Source organism: Paenibacillus sp. 37 (genome assembly GCF_008386395.1).
GTDB lineage: Bacteria > Bacillota > Bacilli > Paenibacillales > Paenibacillaceae > Paenibacillus > Paenibacillus amylolyticus_B.
On record NZ_CP043761.1, the window covers coordinates 4,892,310 to 4,913,653 of the forward strand.

Consider the following 21,344-nt stretch of genomic DNA (forward strand, 5'->3'; position numbering starts at 1 on the left):
TTCCTCCTATACCACATTCAGCGGCTTTTCTGTTGCTCCCGCAGAGAGAGCCGTAGACTGCGCAGAAGCAGCGTCTTGCACAAGTTCAGGATGAATCACGGCCTGGTATTTCCCATCCGACGACAAAACACCTCCATCCAGCCCAATAAGTACCCTTGTCGTCTCATAACATGTTTCCTCCATCGTCACCTTCACCCGGTCCGGCTTCATTGCCAGCATAAACGCAGTCCCTTTGTTAATGCCCCGATAAGGCACTAGCCGCAGTCGATCCTGCCACTGAAAACTTTCCTGATCAAGCTCCAGAATAAGGTTGTCCGGCGCCTCGTCCTTGAGTCTACCCTTCCATGAAGCAGGTAACATGTCTTGCCATAACGAAACCTCCATCACCATGACCGGCATGCGCGATAAGGGATCTGTAAGTTGATTGCCCGTATCCAGAAGGCCTGTACAAGAAATGACTACCTCATCGATGCAGACCTCAACTTTGCCCAAATAGGTCGTCATGCGATCCGTTTTCCGTTTTGAACTCTGCACAGCTTTAAATAAAAACAGGACAGCAAAAAATACGATAAACGTGAACCAGAAAGCAATTTTCAGATCAAATGACATACCGCCAGAAGCCGTGAACCAAATGCCGTTAAACAACTCACCGGAGCTCTGAAGCATGTAATGCACACCCAGAATACCTCCAGCAGCGACAAAATTAATCACATAGAAGGTACCCAGCGTCCTCGCAAAAGCCTGCAGACCTTTAAACCCAAAAGCAATCGTAAGCATGACCAGCGAGAACCCGAACTTGATCAAAAAGGTGAACATAAAATCAAACTCCGGTACAAACATCATGACCACGTATAATGCACCGACAATGGCTGACAGCAACCATCGCCACCAAACCAGCTTTGTCTTGCGCATCCAGGCGGTCATTCCGATGAGTGCACCGTCAATACACAGGTTTGTCAAAAAAATTAGATCCACATAAACAACCAAAGTCTTCACCTGCCTGCGCGCAACATATCGAAATACCGTTACCCGATATCCTGATATTCATGAGCATATTCACAAGTATACGGAGCCCCCTGTTCAAAGTCTGTCTAATCATGGGGGTGTGGTTCCAACTTTTTTTGTCGGAATTGCTCAGGCCCTTTGTTCAGAATTTGTTCATTGCTGTATGCTATGATATCTAAATAAACAGAAAAAACCCGGTCACTCCATAAGGAGTACCGGGTTTCCAATACATTGATTTGCGTATTAATCGTTGTTATTATTGCGTGAACGATTGCGTAAAAATGTCGGAATATCCAGCTGATCATTGCTCGGCTGATTTCCAAAAGGACGCAGGTTCGGAGAACGCGTATCTGTCGTCTCCGCTGTTGCTGGAGCTGGCTTACGTCCTGGTGGTGGTGGAGCAGGTTTATCTTCAAAACCGGTTGCAATAACTGTAACCTTAATCTCCTCTTTCAGGTCTTCGTCAATGATGGCACCAAAGATCATGTTTACTTCCGGGTCGGAAGCAGACGTTACGATCTCTGCAGCTTCATTCACTTCATACAGGGACAGATTAACGCCACCCGTAATGTTCATGATTACCCCGCGAGCACCTTCAATAGAAGTTTCAAGCAAAGGACTCATAATGGCTTTCCGTGCTGCTTCTGCGGCACGATTCTCACCAGTTGATTCACCAATCCCCATAAGGGCTGAACCACGTTCGTGCATAATCGTTTTGACGTCAGCAAAGTCAAGGTTGATCAGACCCGGTACAGCGATCAAATCAGAGATACCTTGTACAGCTTGACGAAGTACGTTATCCGCTTGACGGAATGCTTCAAGCATAGGAGTCTTTTTGTCTACGATTTCGAGCAAACGATCATTAGGAATCACGATCAGTGTGTCGACTTTTTCCTTGAGAGCTTCAATACCTTGCTCTGCATGGCTGGAACGCTTGCGTCCTTCAAATGTAAATGGACGAGTTACGACACCCACGGTAAGTGCACCACACTCTTTAGCGATTTCGGCGATAACCGGAGCCGCACCTGTACCTGTACCGCCGCCCATACCGGCTGTAACAAATACCATGTCTGCACCTTTCAACGTGTTCATGATCAGATCGCGGGACTCTTCCGCTGCTTTTTTACCTACATCCGGGTTGGCGCCAGCACCAAGACCACGAGTCAATTTATCACCGATTTGCAATTTATGCTCGGATTTCGCCAGGTGTAACGCCTGAGCATCCGTATTCACCGTAATAAATTCAACACCTTGTACACCATTTTCAATCATACGGTTGACTGCATTGCTTCCGCCGCCGCCTACACCGATGACTTTAATTTGAGCCAAGCTCTCCATCTCGAAATCAAATTCCAACATATTATTCCATCTCCCCCTCAATGTGCATGGATGGCCCGTCCAATTTTTGATTTGAACCGAATCAATTTCATATATCGACGAACGAAAGCGTTTATTTTAGTACCGGCGCATTCAGACGGCTTCAAGAATGTATGAAATGGATCCAACCTGTTATATAAATTCGCTGAACATATTCTTCAGCCGCTCGAACAGACCGGGTTTTTGCTCCGATTCCTGTGCCGTATTTGGCTTCGGACGGTTGGTCGGTTTCTTGTTGTTATTATTGTTGTTGTTATTTCCACCGCCGTTATTGATCGAGGGACGAATGCGCAAACTGCGAATCACACTGTGCAATATGCCAACTCCGCTTGTAAACCCAGGGTCACGCACACCAATATAATCCGGAACTGCAACTCGTACCGAAGCAGCAAGCTCATGCTGAGCGACCTGCAGAACCCCCGGCATAGAGACCGTACCTCCCGTTAGTATATAACCTCCAGGAAGCTCGTTGTAACCAAGACGCTTCACTTCTTGGGATATCATCTGGAATATTTCTTGAACCCTAGGTTCAATAATTGCTGCCAGATCCTCTTGTGAAAACTCCTTGTCTACATTACTGCCAATTCGGGTGACTTTGAACATCACATCCGCAGCAGCATCATCCAACCAGGCGCAGCCATATTTCAGTTTCACTTTCTCTGCCTGATCCGTTAACGTGCGTAAGCCATAGGCGATATCATTTGTTACGAATTCCCCACCTATAGGCAATGTTGATGTTGCAACAAGACTGTCTTCTTCAAAAATGGCGATGGTTGTTGCACCTGCTCCAATATCAACAAGCACTGAACCCATCGTTTTTTCATCTTTGGACAAAGCCAGTTGACCCGCTCCAAGCGACATGAGAACCAGATCGCTTACTTTCAGACCCGCTTTTTCCACGCAGCGCAAAAGATTATGTATCGCGGTTTTTGCACCCGTAATGATCGTTGCTTCAACTTCCAGACGAACACCAATCATACCACGGGGGTCCTGTATGCCCTCCAAGCCATCTACAACATATTGCTTGGCGACAACATCAATAATTTCCCGTTCCGGCGGAACTGCAATGACTTCGGCTGCTTTCAACACCCGTTCCATGTCTTCTTCTCCGATTTCACGATCCTCGTTAGACACAGCCACGACGCCGTGACTGCTCATCAGTCCGATATGATTTCCCGAGATTCCAACATACACTTCGGATATTTGAATACCTACCATACGTTCTGCATGATCCACTGCGTTGCGAATCGACTGCACCGTCTGATCGATATCTACGATTACACCTTTGCGAATTCCCTCCGAGTCGGCAGATCCAACTCCTATAATATTAAAGGTTCCATTATTCATTTCCCCAATAATAGCGCGAATTTTGGATGTACCGATGTCCAAACTAACAATGATGTCATTGTTGCTCAAGTCTGTGGCACCTCCTGACTCCAATAGTAAATTACGTTCGAATTTAAACACTCTTAAAACATATTCAACACACTTCAGGCTTTCCCTCTTTTTTCTACAATGTTTTTGGGTGTCAAAATCTGGTTGCCAGACATAAAACATTGAAGAAAAAAGAAGGAGGCAACTCATGTGCCATAAGTTCAAGTGTATCATTTTTTCTTCATCTCAGAAAGAACAAGTTTCATTGCTCTGACGGGGTCAAACCCCGACCTGCCTAGGCTTTCATATTCAGTCCAGCCTCATCGTGGCAAAGATCAGGGGGTTGCTCCTAGTTCAGCATCATCTTCCGGGTCATCCGGGATGAAAGGGACATAGGTATCTGCCTCAAGCATGGTGATTTTCCCAGGCCGTTCGGTCTCAATCACCTGATTCAGATACTCCACTTTATCCGATAAAAGAGAGACGGTTGTAATCACTTCAAACTGTGATTTGGTATACATCCGAATCTGATCCGGAAATGAAGGCGTTGGATTGGGAATAATTTCCGAAATATCCGTCGTCAATTCATTCGGAATTTTAGCCAGTGTCTGGCTCAGTTTGGCTTTGAGTGGATCATCAGCCTTCCATTGGGTCAATATGGGCTTCTCCACAGCAACACCAATTGTTGCCGGAACCGTCAAGCTTGTCCCACTGGCTAATATCGCTTTTAACGTACCGTCAGAACCAAGCTCATAAGCAACCGTGGCATATTCCTGAACCTTGATATGGATGATACCCGGGAATTGCTTGTCCACGGTAACGGTGGAAATCGCCTTGATGGTCTTGAGACGCTCAATAACCTCGGCAGTACTTGTCCCAAAAAATTGTTCGCCTTCTTTCAGCCCGCTTTTCTCCAGCAGTTCTGAAGTTGCTGTATATACATTACCCGTAATTTCAATTGCCGAAATCCGACTCATGGAAGAACGAAAGAATAATACAGCGAGCAATACAATAAATAATAATAAGAGAATAATTACAATTTTTCGGCTTGTGTTTCCTTTTGGCCGATTCTTCTTCAGAACCGGAATTTGACTTTTAGGCATAAGTAGCGCTCCACAAAGCCTCAGGTCCCCTCCCTTCAAGAAGGGGACGCCAAGGACGTTAATTGGCAAAATCCAACTGTTTCGAAACGGACGACTGTCGCTCAACCGATGCTCCAAGACTTTGGAATAACTTCTCGATCTGATCGTAGCCCCGGTCAATATGATGCACTTGCTCCACAACCGTTTTGCCTTGAGCAGCCAGACCAGCAATGACCAGAGCTGCACCTGCACGAAGATCGGTTGCTTCTACTGTAGCCCCGTACAGACGGGGAACACCACGGATAAATGCTGCGTTCAGATCGACTGAAATATCAGCCCCCATCACATTCAGTTCATCCACATGTTTGAACCGACCCTCGAATACCGTTTCCTTCATCACACTGAATCCGTCTGCCAGACTGAGCAGCACCATGATTTGCGATTGCAAATCTGTCGGAAACGAAGGATACGGAGAAGTCACAATACGGTCTACTGATTTGGGACGGCTCATACAGCTCACCGTCATTATATCATTGCAGACTGTGATTTGAACACCAGTGCGCTTCAATACATGTATAAGTGAAGTAAGATGAGCAGGATTGCAGTGTGTAAGCGTAACATTGCCTCGTGTTGCTGCTGCTGCAATCATCACAGTTCCGGCAACGATTCGATCCGGTATAATCTCATAGGAACAAGGCTTCAGTTTCTCAACGCCATTGATCGTGATTGTATCCGTTCCTGCACCAATAATGCTTGCACCCATAGCATTCAAAAAGTGTTGCAGGTCCTGTATTTCAGGTTCTCTTGCCGCGTTGCAGATGGTTGTTGTCCCTTTAGCCATAACAGCTGCCATCATAATATTCTCGGTCGCTCCCACACTTGGGAAATCCAAATGAATATCTGTACCCACCAGATTGTGCCCATGACAGATAATCTGTTGGTCCTGCTCTTCAATCAAAGCTCCGAGCGCTTCCAGGCCCCGGAGGTGAAGATCAATTTTGCGTTCTCCAATGGCACAGCCTCCTGGCTGATACACTGACACTTGCCCAAACTTAGCCAGCAATGGTCCCATCAAAAAAATGGAAGAGCGCATCTGCTTCATTAGATCTTCTGGCACATCATATGACCGGATAGACGAGGTATTAATCGTCACTGTTCCCTGTTCATGCCGACACGTGCATCCAAGCCGTTCCAGGATATACAGCATCACTTCAATGTCCAGCAAGTGTGGAACGTTATGCAGTGTAACTTCTCCATCTGCCAACAAACTTGCGGCCATAATCGGTAAAGCGGCATTTTTTGCTCCATGGATGCGTATGGATCCTGAGAGGGGTTTCCCGCCTTCAATCACCAATTTGTCCAATGTATCACCTCCGGGGTTTACCGCTCACCCACTACGAAGACTTCCGGTACCAGGTTAATACCGTTTTGAGATGATATAGTGCTCTGTATCTGCTGCATTAGGGTGATAACGTCCTCTGCTGTTGCTTGGCCTGTATTGACAATGAAATTGGCATGCATGGTGGATACCTGTGCGCCTCCCTGGGTCATTCCTTTCAGCCCTGCTGCTTCAATCAGGCGGGCTGCATGATCACCCGGTGGATTTCGGAATACACTACCTGCACATGCCATCTGCAGTGGCTGTGTGCGTCGCCGGCGATCTTTGTAAGCCGCCATGGTTTCCGAAATGACGTTGCGCTCTCCATGCTGGAGTTCAAATGCAGCTTCCAGCACAATGCCTCTCCGATCATGCAGAACAGAGTGGCGGTAGGCAAAATCCATGTCCTCCTTGCTGTAACGTACCAATTCCCCTGTCTCCAGTACAATCTCAGCGAATTTGAATATCCGTGACACATCCGATCCATGCGCGCCTGCATTCATGTACACAGCTCCACCGACAGTGCCGGGGATACCGCTGGCGAATTCCAGACCGACCCATTCCTTTTTGGCAGCAACCACACTGAGTTTAACAAAAGAATGCGCCGCTCCGGCGGTTACACCACCTTCGTGAAATTCGGCATAATCAAAGCCCTCGCCTGGTTTCACCACAACACCACGTATTCCTTTGTCTGACACCAGCATGTTTGAGCCCCGTCCAAGTTGCATCCACGGAATCTGATACGTGTGAAGCAATTGAACGAGATTCATCATCTGCTCTTTATTATCGGGAATGACCAATGCATCCGCAGGACCGCCGATCTTCCATGTGGTGTATTTGGCTAGCGATTCGTTTTCAAGAACTCTGCCAACATTATTCTGGGATAGTAACGATATCCACTGAGGCATGTTTGCTTCCTCCTTTGCTTCAAAACCGATGAGCACGGTATGTTCTGTTGTGACAGACCGTGTTCTGGCGCCATGGAACGATGGTCACGATTTATACGGTATCTTATGTCAGCCCCGTCTTGTGTGTGACAATCGCCCACAAACACACTTTATCGGCGTGCAGCAAGACGCTGAATTTCATGAACAAGCACTTCAGCTGCATCGGGTTTCCCCAGTTTCCGGGAGGCTTCAGCCATTCGTTTGCGTCCCGATTCATCATTCATAATCTTGGCGATGGCTTCATACAGGACTTTGCCTGTAAGATCCTTCTCCAGCATCGTGAGTGACGCACCTCCACCTTCAAGCGTGCGTGCATTGGCTTCCTGATGATTATTAGTCACGTTAGGTGAAGGAATCAGGATCGAAGGAATACCCAGTGATGTGATCTCCGCAAGGAATGATGCACCTGCACGGTTTACAATCAAGGATGTGCAGGCAAGCACCTCAGGCATATTATGCACGTAAGGCAGGACATGCAGGTGGTTTGGCATCGTACCCAATGAGCTGCGAATGGCTTCACGCGTTTCATCAAAATAGGTATCCCCTGTCACGTAAACTACATGTACATCGTCCAGTTGTTCCAGCATTGGAGCCATGTCCACCATGGCCTGATTGATTGCTTTTGCCCCGCGACTGCCCCCAACCACAAGAACAACACGGCTATTCATCGGTACACCTAATGTGGCAAAACCACGATCACGGCTAGCCTGGGCTACCGTAGTCGCTCGCGGATTACCGGTATAGATCACCTTTTTTGCGCCGGAAAACGATGTTTCAGAACCTTCAAAGCTAACGGCAACCGTGTCCACATAACGCATCAAAAATTTGTTCGTCAGACCAGGAATGGCGTTCTGTTCATGAATTATACTCGGAATTCCCAGTTTTGTTGCTGCATATACCACAGGTCCACACACATATCCACCTGTACCAATCACAACATCCGGTTTAAATTCCTTCAGCATTTTTTTGGACTTGCGTACACCTTGAATGAAACGCATGACCGTTTTCAGGTTGTCGATGGACAATTTCCGTCGAAAGCCGGTAATATCAATGGATTTAAAAGGAATATTTTCTTGGGGAACCAGTTTACTTTCCAGCCCTCTGGTTCCTCCGATGTACAGAAATGTCGAGTCCGGGTTCTCCGCCTCGCATTGTCTTGCTATGGCAACGGCAGGATAGATATGTCCACCCGTACCGCCACCGCTTAGAACGACTCGCATCGCATAGTCACCTCGCATAACGGGATAAATTCACTAAAATGCCCAGTGCTGTGAGCATGAGGGTCAATGATGATCCGCCGTAACTGATCAGGGGCAATGTAATGCCCGTAACAGGCATCATGCCAATGACAACACCAATGTTAATAATGACCTGTACGGCGACCATACCCACGATACCAACACCAAGCAGACTGCCGAAGGCATCCGGAACGGTCATGGCTACACGCATTCCTCTCCACACCAGCACCAGAAACAACAATAATACAATCATTCCACCTATAAAGCCGAGTTCTTCGGCCAAAATACTAAAAATAAAGTCCGTTTGCGGTTCAGGTACATAACTGTACTTCTGCCGGCTCATACCCAGTCCCAATCCCGCCAGTCCACCAGGACCAATCGCGTATAAGGATTGAATGATCTGATATCCGGCACCCAGCGGATCGGACCACGGGTCCAAAAACGCTGTGATACGCTGCAACCGATAGGGTGCTGCTGCAATCAAAGCTGCAAACCCAGCTACGCCGCCAAGAGCAAGCAAGCTCAGATGTTTCATTCGCGCTCCGGCTGTAAAAATAATAAGCATCGATGCGCCCATCATCACGGTGCCAGTCCCTAAATCAGGTTGCAGCATAATAATCCCAAAAGCCAAACCGATCATACCCAGCGGTGGTAGAAGCCCCGTTGTGAAGGTTTTGATTTTACCCGGTTCCTTGCTCAGCCAGTGAGCGAGAAACAGAATCATGCCCAGCTTCATGAATTCCGAGGGCTGAATACCGAACGAACCAATGCCTAGCCAACTTCGTGCACCACCGCGAACCACACCGATTCCAGGAATGAGCACCGCAATGAGCATTATAAAACAGGCAATCAATATAGGCTTGGCATATTTCCTCCACACCCGGTAGTCTACATTAGCAGTTACGAACATGGCCACAAGCCCAAGCACCGCAAACAGGGCCTGTCTTTTTACAAAATAAAATGAATCGCCATAGTCATGAAAGGCAAGCACCGAGCCCGCACTATATACCATAATAATGCCGATGGCAAGCAATGCCAAAATACAAATCAGCAACCAAATATCTGGTGCCGGTCGCGTCTGTTTCATCAGGAGGCCACCCCTTGCATGGAAGTAGGGGCTTTTCCACCCCCCTACTTACAAGTTATGCGCCGCCTCTTTAAAAATGCGTCCCCGCTCTTCATAGGAAGCAAACATGTCCCAACTTGCACATGCCGGGGATAACAAAACGACATCACCGGCACTGGCAAGCTTCGATGCTTCCTGCACAGCAACGGTTAACGTCAGGGCAGCGTCCTCCTCATTATCGACGACCTTAATTTGCTTTAATCCGGCAAGTTCGGCGACCTTGGCAATTTTTGTCCGTGTCTCTCCAATTGCAACGACAGCTTTTACCCGTTCCTGGAACAAGGGCAACAGCTCCATCATGTCTGATCCACGATCTAGCCCTCCGGCAATTAATACAACTGGCTCCTTGAACGAGTTCAGAGCCATGACCGTAGCCTTCGAATTGGTCGCTTTGGAGTTGTTGTAATACGCAGCGCCATTATGATCTAGTACATATTCAAGGCGGTGTTCAACTGCCTTGAAGTCTGCGAGCGGCGCTGCCAGTACCGCTGGATCAGCTCCTGCAGCCACGGCAATAGCCACAGCCGCCATTGCATTTTCCACATTAAATCGTCCAGCTATGCCAATGTCCTCAATATCGATGATCATGTGCTGATCTCCGTTTTCATCCGCGTAGATAATCTGACGCTTCACATCATCCTCTTCTCCATCCACATAAGGTGGATCTGCATACACACCTGTATCCAATTTCTCAATCATTGAGAAGGGAAGCAATCTGCCTTTGATGTAAGGAACCAGACCACGACATACCGAATCATCCCAATTCAGGATGGCTACGTCATCAGGCTGCTGATTGGCGAACAGTTTGGCTTTGGAAGCCACATAATCATCCAGATCCCCATGATAGTCCAGATGCGTCTCTGCAACGTTAAGCAAGCTGGCGATCCGGGGACGGAAATCAACCGTTCCTTTGAGCTGGAAACTGCTAAGCTCAACAACCATCCAGTTATCTGGAGAAGCTTGCTCTGCCGCTTCACAGAGAGGTGTTCCGATATTACCGGCAACGATCGGTTTGAGGCCGGCATGCTCCAACATTTTACCCACCCAAGTGGTCGTTGTTGTTTTACCGTTGGAACCCGTAATCCCGATCATGGGTGCAGCACATAGATGATAAGCTACCTCTACTTCGGTCACCACTTCAATGCCCAATGCCATAGCTTGCTGCACAGGAGCTGCATGGTATGGGATACCCGGGTTTTTAACGACCAGCTTCACACCACTGTGAATCAGATCATCCGGATGTCCTCCGCATACAACAGAAATTCCCAAAGCCTCCAATTCGGAAGCTTCGGGACATTGATCTCTCTCTTTTTTATCATTTACTGTAACCTTCGCTCCGGCGCGATCCAGCACTTTGGCGACCTGTACCCCACTTTTCGCCAATCCGAGCACGACTACTTGTTGTCCGCGATATGATTCAGGATGATTCATGATCTACAACCCCTTGTTGAGATAAAGTCCAAGAGCGGCCAAAATTGCGCCTACCGCCCAAAAGGTAATAACAACCCGCCACTCTGACCAACCACTTAATTCAAAGTGATGGTGAATGGGGCTCATTTTGAATACACGCTTGCCACGAGTCTTGAAAGATACCACTTGAATGATGACAGACAGGATCTCGATAACAAAAATACCGCCAATGATGACAAATAGAAGCTCTGTCTTGGTTACAATGGCTACCGCACCAATCGCACCACCAATACCCAGAGAACCGGTGTCTCCCATAAACACTTTGGCCGGATGTGCATTGTATACCAGAAAACCAAGCACAGCTCCGATCATCGCTGCTGCACAAACTGCTGCCGGCATCGACGTGGCTTGCATCGCCACAATCGCAAACGCGCCAAAGGCAATCGCACTTACCCCTGACAGCAAACCATCCAGACCGTCGGTAAAGTTAACCGCATTGGTAATGGCAAGCATCATGAATACAACAAACGGATAATAGAACCATCCGGTCCAGTCAAACGAGAATGACGTACCCGGGATAGAGATGGCTGTGCTGTGTCCATTCTGGATCAGCAAGAAACACATCACTGCACTGAAGAACAATTGACCCAGCATTTTTTGTCTGGCCGTCAGTCCCAGCGAACGTTTGAACACAATTTTGATGTAGTCATCCAGGAAACCTATAAGCCCGAATCCCAGCGTAGCCACAAGCAAGACATAAAAGTCTGTATTCTTGACTGCCGAAAATTTCAAAAAGGCCAATGTGAACGCAACTAAAATGACGACTCCACCCATTGTAGGTGTTCCGCTTTTTTTCAAATGGCTCTGAGGCCCATCTTCCCTAACTTGCTGTCCGAATTTCATCCGGCGTAACAGCGGAATCAGGAGCGGTGCGGCAATCACCGCCAGAATAAATGAAACGCCGATTGTTAACAGTAATACCTGAAAATCCATGGGTTCACCCCTCTAGTCTACTCGATTCTGTAATGGTGCTATTTGTAGTGCTTCGACCACGTCCTCCAGCTTCATGCCTCTTGAAGCTTTGAACAAGACAACGTCTCTGGGATGTAGTTTCTCCAGTAGATAACGGGTCATTTCTTCTTTATCTATAAAAGCATGCACAGCCTCTGCCGGCATATGCTTTCTTGCTCCTTCAGCAATATGTGCTGATAGGTGACCATATACGAGCACCATGTCCATTTTGGCAGATGTAATATACTCACCAATTCCAAGATGCAGATTCTGTTCTTCAGGTCCAAGTTCAAGCATATCACCAAGCACAGCCACTTTCATGCGGTATCCTTTCAGACCCTCTAGTACATCAATTGCGGCCTTCATGGAGGTTGGACTTGCATTGTATGCATCATTCAGCAGGGTTAGACCACTAACGCCTTGAGTAACCTCAATACGCATGCCTGTCAGTTTCAAGCGAGACAATCCCGCTGCAATCTGCTCTGTCGTCACTTTGAAATGACGGGCTACAGCCAAAGCAGCCAGACAGTTAACGACATTATGCGTTCCTAGCAGAGGTAGCGTAAATGCATGTTCTCCAGACTGTTTGGTGGTGAAAACTACGCCGTTCTGGGCATTCATAAGTCCGGTAGGATAGTCATCATTATCGGTTTGCAGACCAAATGTAAACCGCTGTAATCCATCGGGTTGTTTCGTTGCAGGCTCTTCAAGAACTTGTGCAATTAAAGGCTCGTCTCCGTTGTAGATCAGTAACCCGCCAGGCTTCAATCCCGCGGCAATCTCGGCTTTGGCTCTGGCAATCTCCAATCTGGACCCCAGCTGAAGCAGATGAGATTCACCAATATTCGTAATGATTGCTACATCAGGCTGCGCAATAACCGACAAATCGTTAATCTCCCCGCGACCACTCATACCCATCTCCAAAATGATAATCTCGGTATCCGGGTCCATGCTTAGTACAGTAAGTGGTAAACCAATGTGATTATTGAAGTTGCCTTGCGTCTTATGCACTTTGAACGTCGTTGAGAGAATGGCATCAACGATGTCCTTTGTTGTTGTCTTGCCGTTGCTGCCTGTAATGCCGACTACAGCCGCTTTATTCTCCGTTAGATAAGCCGATGCGAGTGCTTGCAGTGCGACAAGTGTGTCGTCAACAACAATGACAGCTCCTTGTGGCGGAATACCATGATCCTTTTGCCAGATCGCGCCTGCAGCCCCCTTCTCTAGACAGGCTTGCACAAATTCGTGTCCGTCAAACCTTTCACCCACTAGCGGAATAAATAAACTGCCTTCCAGAGGTTTACGCGAATCGGTAAACACCCCTTCGACCATTACATTGCCATGAGCGGCAACGTCACTTAATGTTCCTCCACACATCTCGGCCAATTGTGCCAATGTTCTTTTTATCAATTGGATTTGCCCCTTATCGCTTCTTTGGCTATGATTCGGTCATCAAAATCGGTTTTGGTTGTGCCGATAATCTGATAGGTCTCGTGACCCTTGCCCGCAATCAATACTACATCGGCTGGGCTTGCCATTTCAATAGCTTCATGAATCGCCTGGCGTCGATCCACAATCATCGTATAACGTTCAGTAGGAACGGATTCTTCAATCAGGCCCTGTTCAATGTCTTTGAGAATCAGATCCGGATCTTCTGTCCGTGGATTATCGGAAGTAACCAGTACAAAATCACTATAATTCGCAGCAATTTTCCCCATGAGAGGGCGTTTGGTACGGTCCCTGTCGCCACCACAGCCAAACACGCAAATTACACGTCCTTCGGCAAATTCTTTCACCGTCCGCAGCACATTCTCCAGTCCATCCGGTGTATGGGCATAATCGACAATAACAGCAAATGGCTGCCCTTCGTCCACTCCTTCAACACGTCCATCCACGCCCGGAACCGTCTCCAGACTGCGCTTGATCTCTTCCAGCGGAATACCCTCCACCAGCGCTGCAGAGATGGCTGCCATTGCATTGTACACATTGAATTTGCCTACCATGCGCAAGCGAATATCTGTGCTGCCTGCAAATGTATCCACGTGGAAAGAAGTTCCCTGAGACGTGATTGAGATTTGGGATGCGCGTACATCCGCCTTTTCACCCATGCCATATGTAATCACTTCAGCCGCAGTCACAGAGATGAAATAATCCGCTGCCGGGTCATCTGCATTGATAACAGCGAATTTACGCTGTGAGACATCTTCCGTATAACCGTTACCCAGTCGTGCAAAGAACAATCCTTTGGCCCCGCGATATTCCTCCATTGAATGGTGGTAGTCCAAATGATCCTGCGTCAGGTTAGTGAATACCGCAGTGCGGAAATTCGTTCCCTTTACTCGCCCTTGTTCCAACGCATGAGAAGAAACTTCCATAACACAGCAGTCCGTACCCTTCTGAACCATATCATGCAGACTACGCTGCAGATCAAGCGCCTCTGGTGTTGTTCCTGACATCGGGTAGGTGCGACCGTCATACCGCATTTGAATGGTACCGATTAATCCCGTCTTGCGCCCGTAATCACTCATGATTTTTTCAATTAAATAGGTGGTCGTTGTTTTGCCGTTCGTTCCCGTTACACCAATCATATTCATCTTCTGGCTTGGCGAGTCAAAAAAGAAATCTGCCAGAACAGCCATCGCAAATCGGCTGTCTTTCACCAGCAATTGTGGTACAGGCAGATCCAGCTGCCGTTCAACCACCAATGCAACTGCACCTGCATTTACAGCTTTTTCTGCATAATCATGACCATCTACCGTATGTCCCGGAAGACAGATAAACAGATCACCCGGTTTTACCTGCCGGGAATCTGTCTGAAGGTTTTGGCATTCTGTATTTGATTCGCCCACGAGGCGGGCGGTGGTCAGCATCGATGCAAATTGTTTTAAAAGCACATGAATAACCTCACTTTTCCAATTATACTTCTGTTTTAACATATGTCTGTATTTATTAATATCGTCAATACAACCCAATAATGAAACGCACCTGGATGAATTTTGTTGCGCTAGAAGCTTCAAACTACCTCTAAGCCCCGTTATTCATCCTTTGTGTGATCATGTGCATCGTTCAGTACATTCCCCATATAAATGCGGATGGTTGATCCCTGATCTACCCTCGCCCCAGGCTTAGGTGCCTGATTAATTACGTATTTACCACTGCCAGACTTCGCCAGCATAAAATTCATGTTCAGGTCTTCGTACAGATCTTCAACAGTAGCTCCTGTCAGGTCTGGGACTGTCACGATTTTGGTTTCACCATACTTGTATTCTTTGGCGACCTGATCCTTCCGAACAGGTACATTCATATAATGCAAAGCATCTTCAAGGATGTTCTGCACAATCGGGGCGGCAACCACACCTCCGAACTGAATTCCTTTGGGATTATCCACTGCGGTATAAACCACAATCTGTGGGTCATCTGCTGGTGCAAATCCGATAAAGGATACGATATGCTCAGTCGAGGAATAACGTCCGTTGATAACCTTCTGGGCTGTACCTGTTTTGCCACCAACCCGGTATCCATCAATGAATGCCGGACGCCCGGTACCTTTTGCGACAACACTCTCGAGTGCTTCACGTACTTGTTTGGATGTATTCTCCGAGATCACCTGACGAACCAGTTCCGGCTTGGCTTCTTCCATGACTTCCCCTGTGACCGGATGGACCCACGCTTTCGTAACATAAGGCTTGTAAAGTTTACCCCCATTGATGGCCGCTGACACAGCTGCTACTTGCTGAATGGGCGTTACCGATACACCTTGACCAAAAGCAGTCGTTGCAAGCTCGACAGGTCCCACTCTGGACAGTTTGAACAGAATTCCACTGGCTTCTCCGCTGAGATCAATCCCTGTCTTGGTACCGAAACCAAAGTCTTTAATATAGGAGAAGAGCGATTCTTTGCCCAGCCTCTGCCCCAAAGCCACAAAGCCCGGGTTACATGAGTTCTCCACAACTTGTAAGAAGGTCTGACTTCCGTGGCCGCCCTTTTTCCAGCAACGCAGACGGGCCCCACCCACCTCAACATATCCGGGATCAAAAAATTGATCCTGTTGCAGATTGACCTTTTTCTCTTCAAGCGCTGCTGCCAAAGTAATGATCTTAAATGTGGAGCCCGGCTCGTAGGTCATCCAGATCGGTAAATTGCGATTGTATATCTCCGCTGGATATTGCTGATAATCGGCAGGTTCGTATCCCGGCCTGCTGGACATCCCCAAGATTTCACCCGTTTTGGGATTCATCGCTATGGCCAATGCTGAGTTCGCTTGGAACTTCACCATGGCCTGATCCAGTTCTCTCTCCATGATGGACTGAATGGATTTATCAATGGTCAGCTTGAGGTTAAGGCCGTCCTTCGGTTCCACATACTTCTCGGATGAGCCCGGCATTAGCCTTCCGGCCGCATCGGACAAGTAGGACACACTGCCATTCAAACCATTCAGCTTATCATCATACTTCTTCTCGACACCTGTTAAGCCCTGATTATCAATGCCCGTAAAACCAAGAATATGGGCAGCCAAATCATCATAAGGATAAAAACGTTTATTGTCCTCAGCAACAACGATACCCGGAAGCTTCAAATCACGGATGCGCTGAGCTTTCTCCATCGTAATTTTGCGGCCGCCGGGTTGTAGTCGTACAATGAGTTCTCGTTTCTTGATGGTTGCGAGCACTTTTTCTTCCGTCATCCCAAGCAATGGGGCCAGCGCTTTAGCTGTCGTTTCAGCTTCTTTAACCTGAGCCGGAATGGCCATAATGGTCGGTGTTGTCACATTATAGGCCAGAGAGGTTCCATTTCGATCCAGGATCTCCCCCCGCTTGGCTGAATAAGGAATATTACGCCGCCAGGATTCTTCTGCTTTTGCTGACAATTCAGGGCCTTCCCCGAGCTGTACATAAGCAAGCCTGATCATCAGGGCCGAAAATAACAAAACTAAAATCATTAAACTCCATAGCAACCTGCGCCGCAGATTTACGCTTGATCCTTTCACGAAAAGATCCCCCCACTCGTCCCAAAATCATGACATTCGTTCCATTCATGAATATTCAGGACAACCGGGGGTTAGAACAAGCTGTCAGAGCTCCCTATGGAAGCGAAGCTCCGTTTGTGGCTGGATCATTAGAGGATTCGGATTCATTGGCAGGAGCCTTGTTGTTATCTGTTTTATCTGTTTTGTCTGTTCCGTCGGTTTTACCTTCTCCGCCCGAAGGCTCTTGTTCCTCCACTTCAGCTTCTGACGACGGATCAGAAGAGATCGGAGCCTCATCGGCTATACCTGTCACTGCAGCTTTGGCAGTTTGCAAGTTCAACTGCACAGTTCTCTGCTCACCTGCGACCTGCTCGGTTTGCTTCACGACATAGCCCTCACCCTTGACCGTAACCCCCACCTTCATGAGAGAAAGCACTTCAAGGGCATCACGGAGAGATTCACCTGTTAGATCGGGAATCTTCATCTTGCTGCTTTCTTCCGTTAGCAGATAGATTCGTTGTCCTGGATTCATAGAAGCGCCTGCAACCGGATACTGCCGAATTACATTATCACCTTGACCAAGAGTCACATAAGCAATACCTGCGCTTAGAAGCTGGCTTCTGGCCTGTTTGGCTGTCTTGCCACTCAAGTCAGGTGCCTTGGCTTGCACGACAGAGACTTCTTTTGACTTTTTGTCAGGAGTTTTGGCTGTATCTTTGGGTATTCCCATATATTGAAGAGTCTGGCTGACAATCTTTTTGAACACCGGTGCAGCTGCGGTTCCTCCCCCAATGTTGGTTCCATCCGGTTGGTCAATGACAACAAGTATAGCAATCTTCGGATTATTCACGGGCGCGAATCCAATAAACGATACAACGTCTTTTGACTTACTGTATGCTCCATTAACAACCTTTCTTGCCGTACCTGTCTTACCAGCTACACGGTAACCTTCAATATAGGCGTTACGACCAGTACCAATCGTTTGGTCTGCAACCACTTGTTCCAAATAACCACTCACCAGTTTAGAAGATTCCTTGGAAATCACCTGACGAACAACTTTAGGTTTGATCACTTCCGTTGTTCCATCATTCGGGTTCTTGATCTCCTTCACCAGATGTGGCTCCAGCAATTTGCCGCCGTTGGCGATCGCAGAGATGGCTGCGACCTGTTGAATTGGTGTTACCTGTACAAGACCATGCCCATAGGCTGCCGTGGCAATCTCAGATTTGTATACAAGTGGCTTGATCGGTGACGCTGACTCATTCGGCAGATCAATACCTGTCTTTTTACCAAAACCGAATTCGTCTATGTAATGACGCAGACGTTCACCACCAAGCATGTTATAACCCAAGTTAACAAAGGCAATGTTACTTGACCGTTTGACACCTTCAAGATAAGATATCCAACCATAGGCATGTCCATTATCACTAATTGGGAAACCACCGATATACATGCGTTTGGATTCGAAACTTGCATTGGGATCGAAAAGTTTTTCTTCTACAGCCCCTGCCAGCGTAACTATTTTGAATGTACTACCTGGCTCATAGATGGATTGAGTAGCATGATTGATAAAATTCTTTTGATCAGGTGTACTCCCATACGAATTCGGGTTAAAAGTTGGCCAATTCGCCATGCCTAGAATCTCCATGGTGCTCGGGTCTGCTGCAATGACCGTCATACTCAGTGGATTATATTTGGCAACGGCTTCTTTCATTGCATCCTCAATGTAGAACTGGATCGTGTCATCGATGGTTAGCGTAAGGTTTTTACCGTTCTGAGGTGGCAGATAGTTATCCTGTGAATCCGGAAGTTTAATGCCTTTGGCATCCTTCTGATAATTCAGATATCCGTCTGTACCAGTCAGTGCTTCATCATATGAGACTTCAAGTCCATTGACAGCTTTCCCATCACGGCTCATATATCCCAAGAGGTGAGAGGCAAGTGTTTCTTCAGGGTAAAAACGCTTCGACTCCTGAGCCATCACAATTGCATTACGCGCCTTATATTCATCTTGCAGTTCTTCACGCAACTCGTTGACTTGTGCAGCAAGTTCAGGACTTATCTTATATCCTTCACTGCGTACTTCACGTTGCTGATAGAAGACTCCATCTTTATTTTTGGCTGTGACCAGAGCACGCATCTCACTCTCATTTTTCCCAAGAAGGGCAGAAAGTTTCTCCGTAACAACATCCTGAATTCCAAGTTCATTAATTAATAACGGATTAACAGAAACCGTATACGCAGGCGAGTCAGTAGCCAAAATGTTACCATTTCGATCCGTAATCGTTCCACGTGCAGCCTTAATCGTCTGTTCCCGCTCTACCAAACCGGCTGCCCGTTCCTGCCATACACCGCCATTCACAACTTGAATGAAAAAGATTCGGGTTACGAGTACAAGAAAAAAGAGGGTAATACATCCCCCTATAAGCAACGTGCGCATCTTTATTCTTTTTATCATCGGAACACCTCTTTACTTACTGCTTGCTGTATTCGAGGACGACTCAGTACCAGTTGATTTCGTACTTGTTGAGCGAGGTACATAAATGACATCCTTACCGGAAGCTTCAACGTAACCAAGTTGTTTTGCATTTTCGATAACCTGGTTATTCAATGTTTCTTTTTCCACCTGCAGGTCTGCGATCGTCTTTTCATACACCTTGATATCCGAAATAGTGGACTGCGCCTGCTTGTTCAGATCGTAGATATGAGCATAACGAGACATCAAGGCTCCTCCAACAAGGATAACTGCAACCAGGGTAATCAGATACAAAATCTTCTCGCGCGCCGGAAGACCCGTACGACGGGTCACCACTTTGGTGGTTTCTTTGTATCGTTGCTGGGTCACACGTTCCTGGGACGCTTTTTCTTTTACAGCGAGATTACCACGTGTATATGCCATACTCCGATTCTCTCCTCCACTCTTGATCTACAATTTCTCGGCTACGCGCAGCTTGGCTGAACGAGCACGTGAATTTTCGGTCAATTCCGTTTCCGTTGGAATCAACGGTTTTCTGTTAACTAAACGCAGGGTCCCCTTGCCGCCGCATACACACAACGGAAAATCGGGTGGACATGTACATTTTTCCAGATAACTGCTGAAAATCTGTTTACATATCCGATCCTCAAGGGAATGGAAGGTGATAACAGATACACGTCCTCCTGGTGCCAGACAACGAACAGCCTGATGCAAACCTTCCTCAAACGCACCCAACTCATCGTTGACGGCAATGCGTAGTGCCTGGAAGCTGCGTTTGGCAGGATGTCCACCAGTACGTCGAGCTGCCGCCGGGATGCCTTCCTTGATCAGTTCCACGAGTTCACCTGTCGTCTCAATGGTGGACTGCGCTCGTTTTCCGACGATAACACGGGCAATTCTTCTCGAAAACTTCTCTTCACCATAGCGATACAAAATTCGAGCAATCTCTTCTTCTGGCCACTCATTCACAATCTCTTTGGCCGTCAGCATTGCATCCTGGTCCATTCGCATATCGAGCGGAGCATCGTGATTGTAACTGAATCCACGTTCTCCTTCATCAAATTGCGGAGATGACACACCCAAGTCGTACAAAATACCGTCGACCTGTGGCACACCATCCATCATTGGTACATCCAGATCCTTGAGTACCTGTTCCAGATCCCGAAAATTGGTTTTCACCAATGTTACACGTTCTCCATAAGCTGCGAGCTTCTCACGAGCATTGTCCAAAGCCCAATCATCCTGATCAAGTGCGATCAGACGTCCCCCTGGACCAAGCTTGGAAGCAATCACGGAGCTATGTCCGCCACCGCCTAAAGTGCAGTCCACGTATATACCGTCCTGCTTGATGTTTAATCCCTCTGTTGCCTCTTCTTTGAGTACGGTTATGTGGTGAAACAACCTGCACCCCTCCTGACTTTATAAATCAAAATTAAAATCGACCAGCTTTTCGGCAATGTCGTTGAATGCTTCTTCGGATTGATTGAAATAACTCTCCCATATGCCTTTGCTCCAAATCTCCACCCGGTTCGACACGCCAAGAACAACACAATCCTTGTCCAGCTTGGCATACTCTCTTAAATTGCCCGGCAGATTTACCCTGCCCTGTTTGTCCAGTTCACATTCGGTTGCACCCGAGAAAAAAAACCGGGTAAACGCACGTGCATCAGATTTCATCAATGGCAGTGCTTTGAGCTTCTGTTCCATGACCCCCCACTCCTCCATGGGGTACACGAAAAGACACTGGTCCAAACCCCGTGTGACAACGAAAGACGGTCCCAGAGATTCGCGGAATTTAGCCGGAATGATAACCCGACCCTTATCATCAATGCTATGTTGGAACTCCCCCATAAACATTGGCCCACTCACTCCTCACCCGTTTCTCCCACTTTGCCCCACTTTCCACCACCTAAGCATAATAGATTCGCACAAAAAAATCAAAACCCTTCTTGCA

General features: G+C 47.5%; 17 protein-coding genes. All 17 read right to left on the bottom strand.

From position 1 onward, the window contains the following. Nucleotides 1–6 precede the first annotated feature (6 nt). On the bottom strand, nt 7–987 hold the full coding sequence (gene spoIIGA, locus F0220_RS21065) for a sigma-E processing peptidase SpoIIGA (RefSeq protein ID WP_091014080.1): 981 nt from the start codon (nt 985–987) through the stop codon (nt 7–9). A gap of 261 nt (nt 988–1,248) precedes the next feature. Next, nucleotides 1,249–2,364: a cell division protein FtsZ gene (gene ftsZ, locus F0220_RS21070; RefSeq protein ID WP_017687306.1), complete on the bottom strand. Its 1,116-nt coding sequence runs from the start codon at nt 2,362–2,364 to the stop codon at nt 1,249–1,251. Between the two features lie 150 nt (nt 2,365–2,514). Beyond that, the gene (gene ftsA / locus F0220_RS21075; protein WP_036614863.1) at nt 2,515–3,798 is read right to left on the bottom strand and encodes a cell division protein FtsA; all 1,284 of its coding nucleotides are present in this window, start codon (nt 3,796–3,798) and stop codon (nt 2,515–2,517) included. 293 nt (nt 3,799–4,091) lie between these two features. Further along, complete coding sequence (locus F0220_RS21080; RefSeq protein ID WP_149846753.1) at nt 4,092–4,859, bottom strand: cell division protein FtsQ/DivIB; 768 nt, start codon at nt 4,857–4,859, stop codon at nt 4,092–4,094. Nucleotides 4,860–4,917: 58 nt separating this feature from the next. Continuing rightward, complete coding sequence (murA, locus tag F0220_RS21085; RefSeq protein ID WP_149846754.1) at nt 4,918–6,201, bottom strand: UDP-N-acetylglucosamine 1-carboxyvinyltransferase; 1,284 nt, start codon at nt 6,199–6,201, stop codon at nt 4,918–4,920. Nucleotides 6,202–6,218: 17 nt separating this feature from the next. Further along, nucleotides 6,219–7,124, bottom strand: a complete 906-nt coding sequence (murB, locus tag F0220_RS21090; protein ID WP_149846755.1) for a UDP-N-acetylmuramate dehydrogenase — start codon at nt 7,122–7,124, stop codon at nt 6,219–6,221. Between the two features lie 149 nt (nt 7,125–7,273). Continuing rightward, nucleotides 7,274–8,383 (bottom strand): undecaprenyldiphospho-muramoylpentapeptide beta-N-acetylglucosaminyltransferase, encoded by a 1,110-nt coding sequence (gene murG / locus F0220_RS21095; RefSeq protein WP_149846756.1) that lies wholly within the window; start codon nt 8,381–8,383, stop codon nt 7,274–7,276. Between the two features lie 7 nt (nt 8,384–8,390). After that, nucleotides 8,391–9,488, bottom strand: coding sequence for a stage V sporulation protein E (gene spoVE, locus F0220_RS21100; RefSeq protein WP_105599702.1), 1,098 nt, complete (start codon nt 9,486–9,488; stop codon nt 8,391–8,393). A 48-nt stretch (nt 9,489–9,536) separates the two neighbouring features. Continuing rightward, on the bottom strand, nt 9,537–10,958 hold the full coding sequence (murD, locus tag F0220_RS21105) for a UDP-N-acetylmuramoyl-L-alanine--D-glutamate ligase (protein ID WP_105599704.1): 1,422 nt from the start codon (nt 10,956–10,958) through the stop codon (nt 9,537–9,539). 3 nt (nt 10,959–10,961) lie between these two features. Beyond that, nucleotides 10,962–11,930, bottom strand: a complete 969-nt coding sequence (gene mraY, locus F0220_RS21110; protein ID WP_047843751.1) for a phospho-N-acetylmuramoyl-pentapeptide-transferase — start codon at nt 11,928–11,930, stop codon at nt 10,962–10,964. A 12-nt stretch (nt 11,931–11,942) separates the two neighbouring features. After that, nucleotides 11,943–13,355: a UDP-N-acetylmuramoyl-tripeptide--D-alanyl-D-alanine ligase gene (locus F0220_RS21115; protein ID WP_091014401.1), complete on the bottom strand. Its 1,413-nt coding sequence runs from the start codon at nt 13,353–13,355 to the stop codon at nt 11,943–11,945. Continuing rightward, complete coding sequence (locus F0220_RS21120) at nt 13,355–14,842, bottom strand: UDP-N-acetylmuramoyl-L-alanyl-D-glutamate--2,6-diaminopimelate ligase (protein WP_091014399.1); 1,488 nt, start codon at nt 14,840–14,842, stop codon at nt 13,355–13,357. Before F0220_RS21120 ends, F0220_RS21115 begins: the two co-directional genes overlap by 1 nt. A 140-nt stretch (nt 14,843–14,982) precedes the next feature. After that, on the bottom strand, nt 14,983–16,935 hold the full coding sequence (locus F0220_RS21125; protein ID WP_036614879.1) for a stage V sporulation protein D: 1,953 nt from the start codon (nt 16,933–16,935) through the stop codon (nt 14,983–14,985). A 94-nt stretch (nt 16,936–17,029) separates the two neighbouring features. Continuing rightward, nucleotides 17,030–19,372: a penicillin-binding transpeptidase domain-containing protein gene (locus F0220_RS21130; RefSeq protein ID WP_105599706.1), complete on the bottom strand. Its 2,343-nt coding sequence runs from the start codon at nt 19,370–19,372 to the stop codon at nt 17,030–17,032. A gap of 12 nt (nt 19,373–19,384) precedes the next feature. Beyond that, a complete protein-coding gene (locus F0220_RS21135; RefSeq protein ID WP_036614881.1) occupies nt 19,385–19,813 on the bottom strand; it encodes a hypothetical protein in 429 nt (142 codons plus the stop codon). Between the two features lie 27 nt (nt 19,814–19,840). Further along, nucleotides 19,841–20,791 carry a 16S rRNA (cytosine(1402)-N(4))-methyltransferase RsmH gene (gene rsmH, locus F0220_RS21140; RefSeq protein ID WP_091014057.1) on the bottom strand — a complete coding sequence of 317 codons (951 nt, stop codon included), beginning with the start codon at nt 20,789–20,791 and terminating at the stop codon, nt 19,841–19,843. Between the two features lie 18 nt (nt 20,792–20,809). Further along, complete coding sequence (gene mraZ / locus F0220_RS21145; RefSeq protein ID WP_017687291.1) at nt 20,810–21,247, bottom strand: division/cell wall cluster transcriptional repressor MraZ; 438 nt, start codon at nt 21,245–21,247, stop codon at nt 20,810–20,812. Nucleotides 21,248–21,344 lie beyond the last annotated feature (97 nt).

What these genes read in the sequence shown, in the direction of transcription:
- murG (WP_149846756.1), bottom strand. Translation starts at nt 8,383, where the DNA reads ATGCGAGTCGTTCTAAGCGGTGGCGGTACGGGTGGACATATCTATCCT.
- F0220_RS21130 (WP_105599706.1), bottom strand. Translation starts at nt 19,372, where the DNA reads ATGATAAAAAGAATAAAGATGCGCACGTTGCTTATAGGGGGATGTATT.
- mraY (WP_047843751.1), bottom strand. Translation starts at nt 11,930, where the DNA reads ATGGATTTTCAGGTATTACTGTTAACAATCGGCGTTTCATTTATTCTG.
- F0220_RS21080 (WP_149846753.1), bottom strand. Translation starts at nt 4,859, where the DNA reads ATGCCTAAAAGTCAAATTCCGGTTCTGAAGAAGAATCGGCCAAAAGGA.
- murB (WP_149846755.1), bottom strand. Translation starts at nt 7,124, where the DNA reads ATGCCTCAGTGGATATCGTTACTATCCCAGAATAATGTTGGCAGAGTT.
- F0220_RS21135 (WP_036614881.1), bottom strand. Translation starts at nt 19,813, where the DNA reads ATGGCATATACACGTGGTAATCTCGCTGTAAAAGAAAAAGCGTCCCAG.
- murD (WP_105599704.1), bottom strand. Translation starts at nt 10,958, where the DNA reads ATGAATCATCCTGAATCATATCGCGGACAACAAGTAGTCGTGCTCGGA.
- spoVE (WP_105599702.1), bottom strand. Translation starts at nt 9,488, where the DNA reads ATGAAACAGACGCGACCGGCACCAGATATTTGGTTGCTGATTTGTATT.
- ftsZ (WP_017687306.1), bottom strand. Translation starts at nt 2,364, where the DNA reads ATGTTGGAATTTGATTTCGAGATGGAGAGCTTGGCTCAAATTAAAGTC.
- mraZ (WP_017687291.1), bottom strand. Translation starts at nt 21,247, where the DNA reads ATGTTTATGGGGGAGTTCCAACATAGCATTGATGATAAGGGTCGGGTT.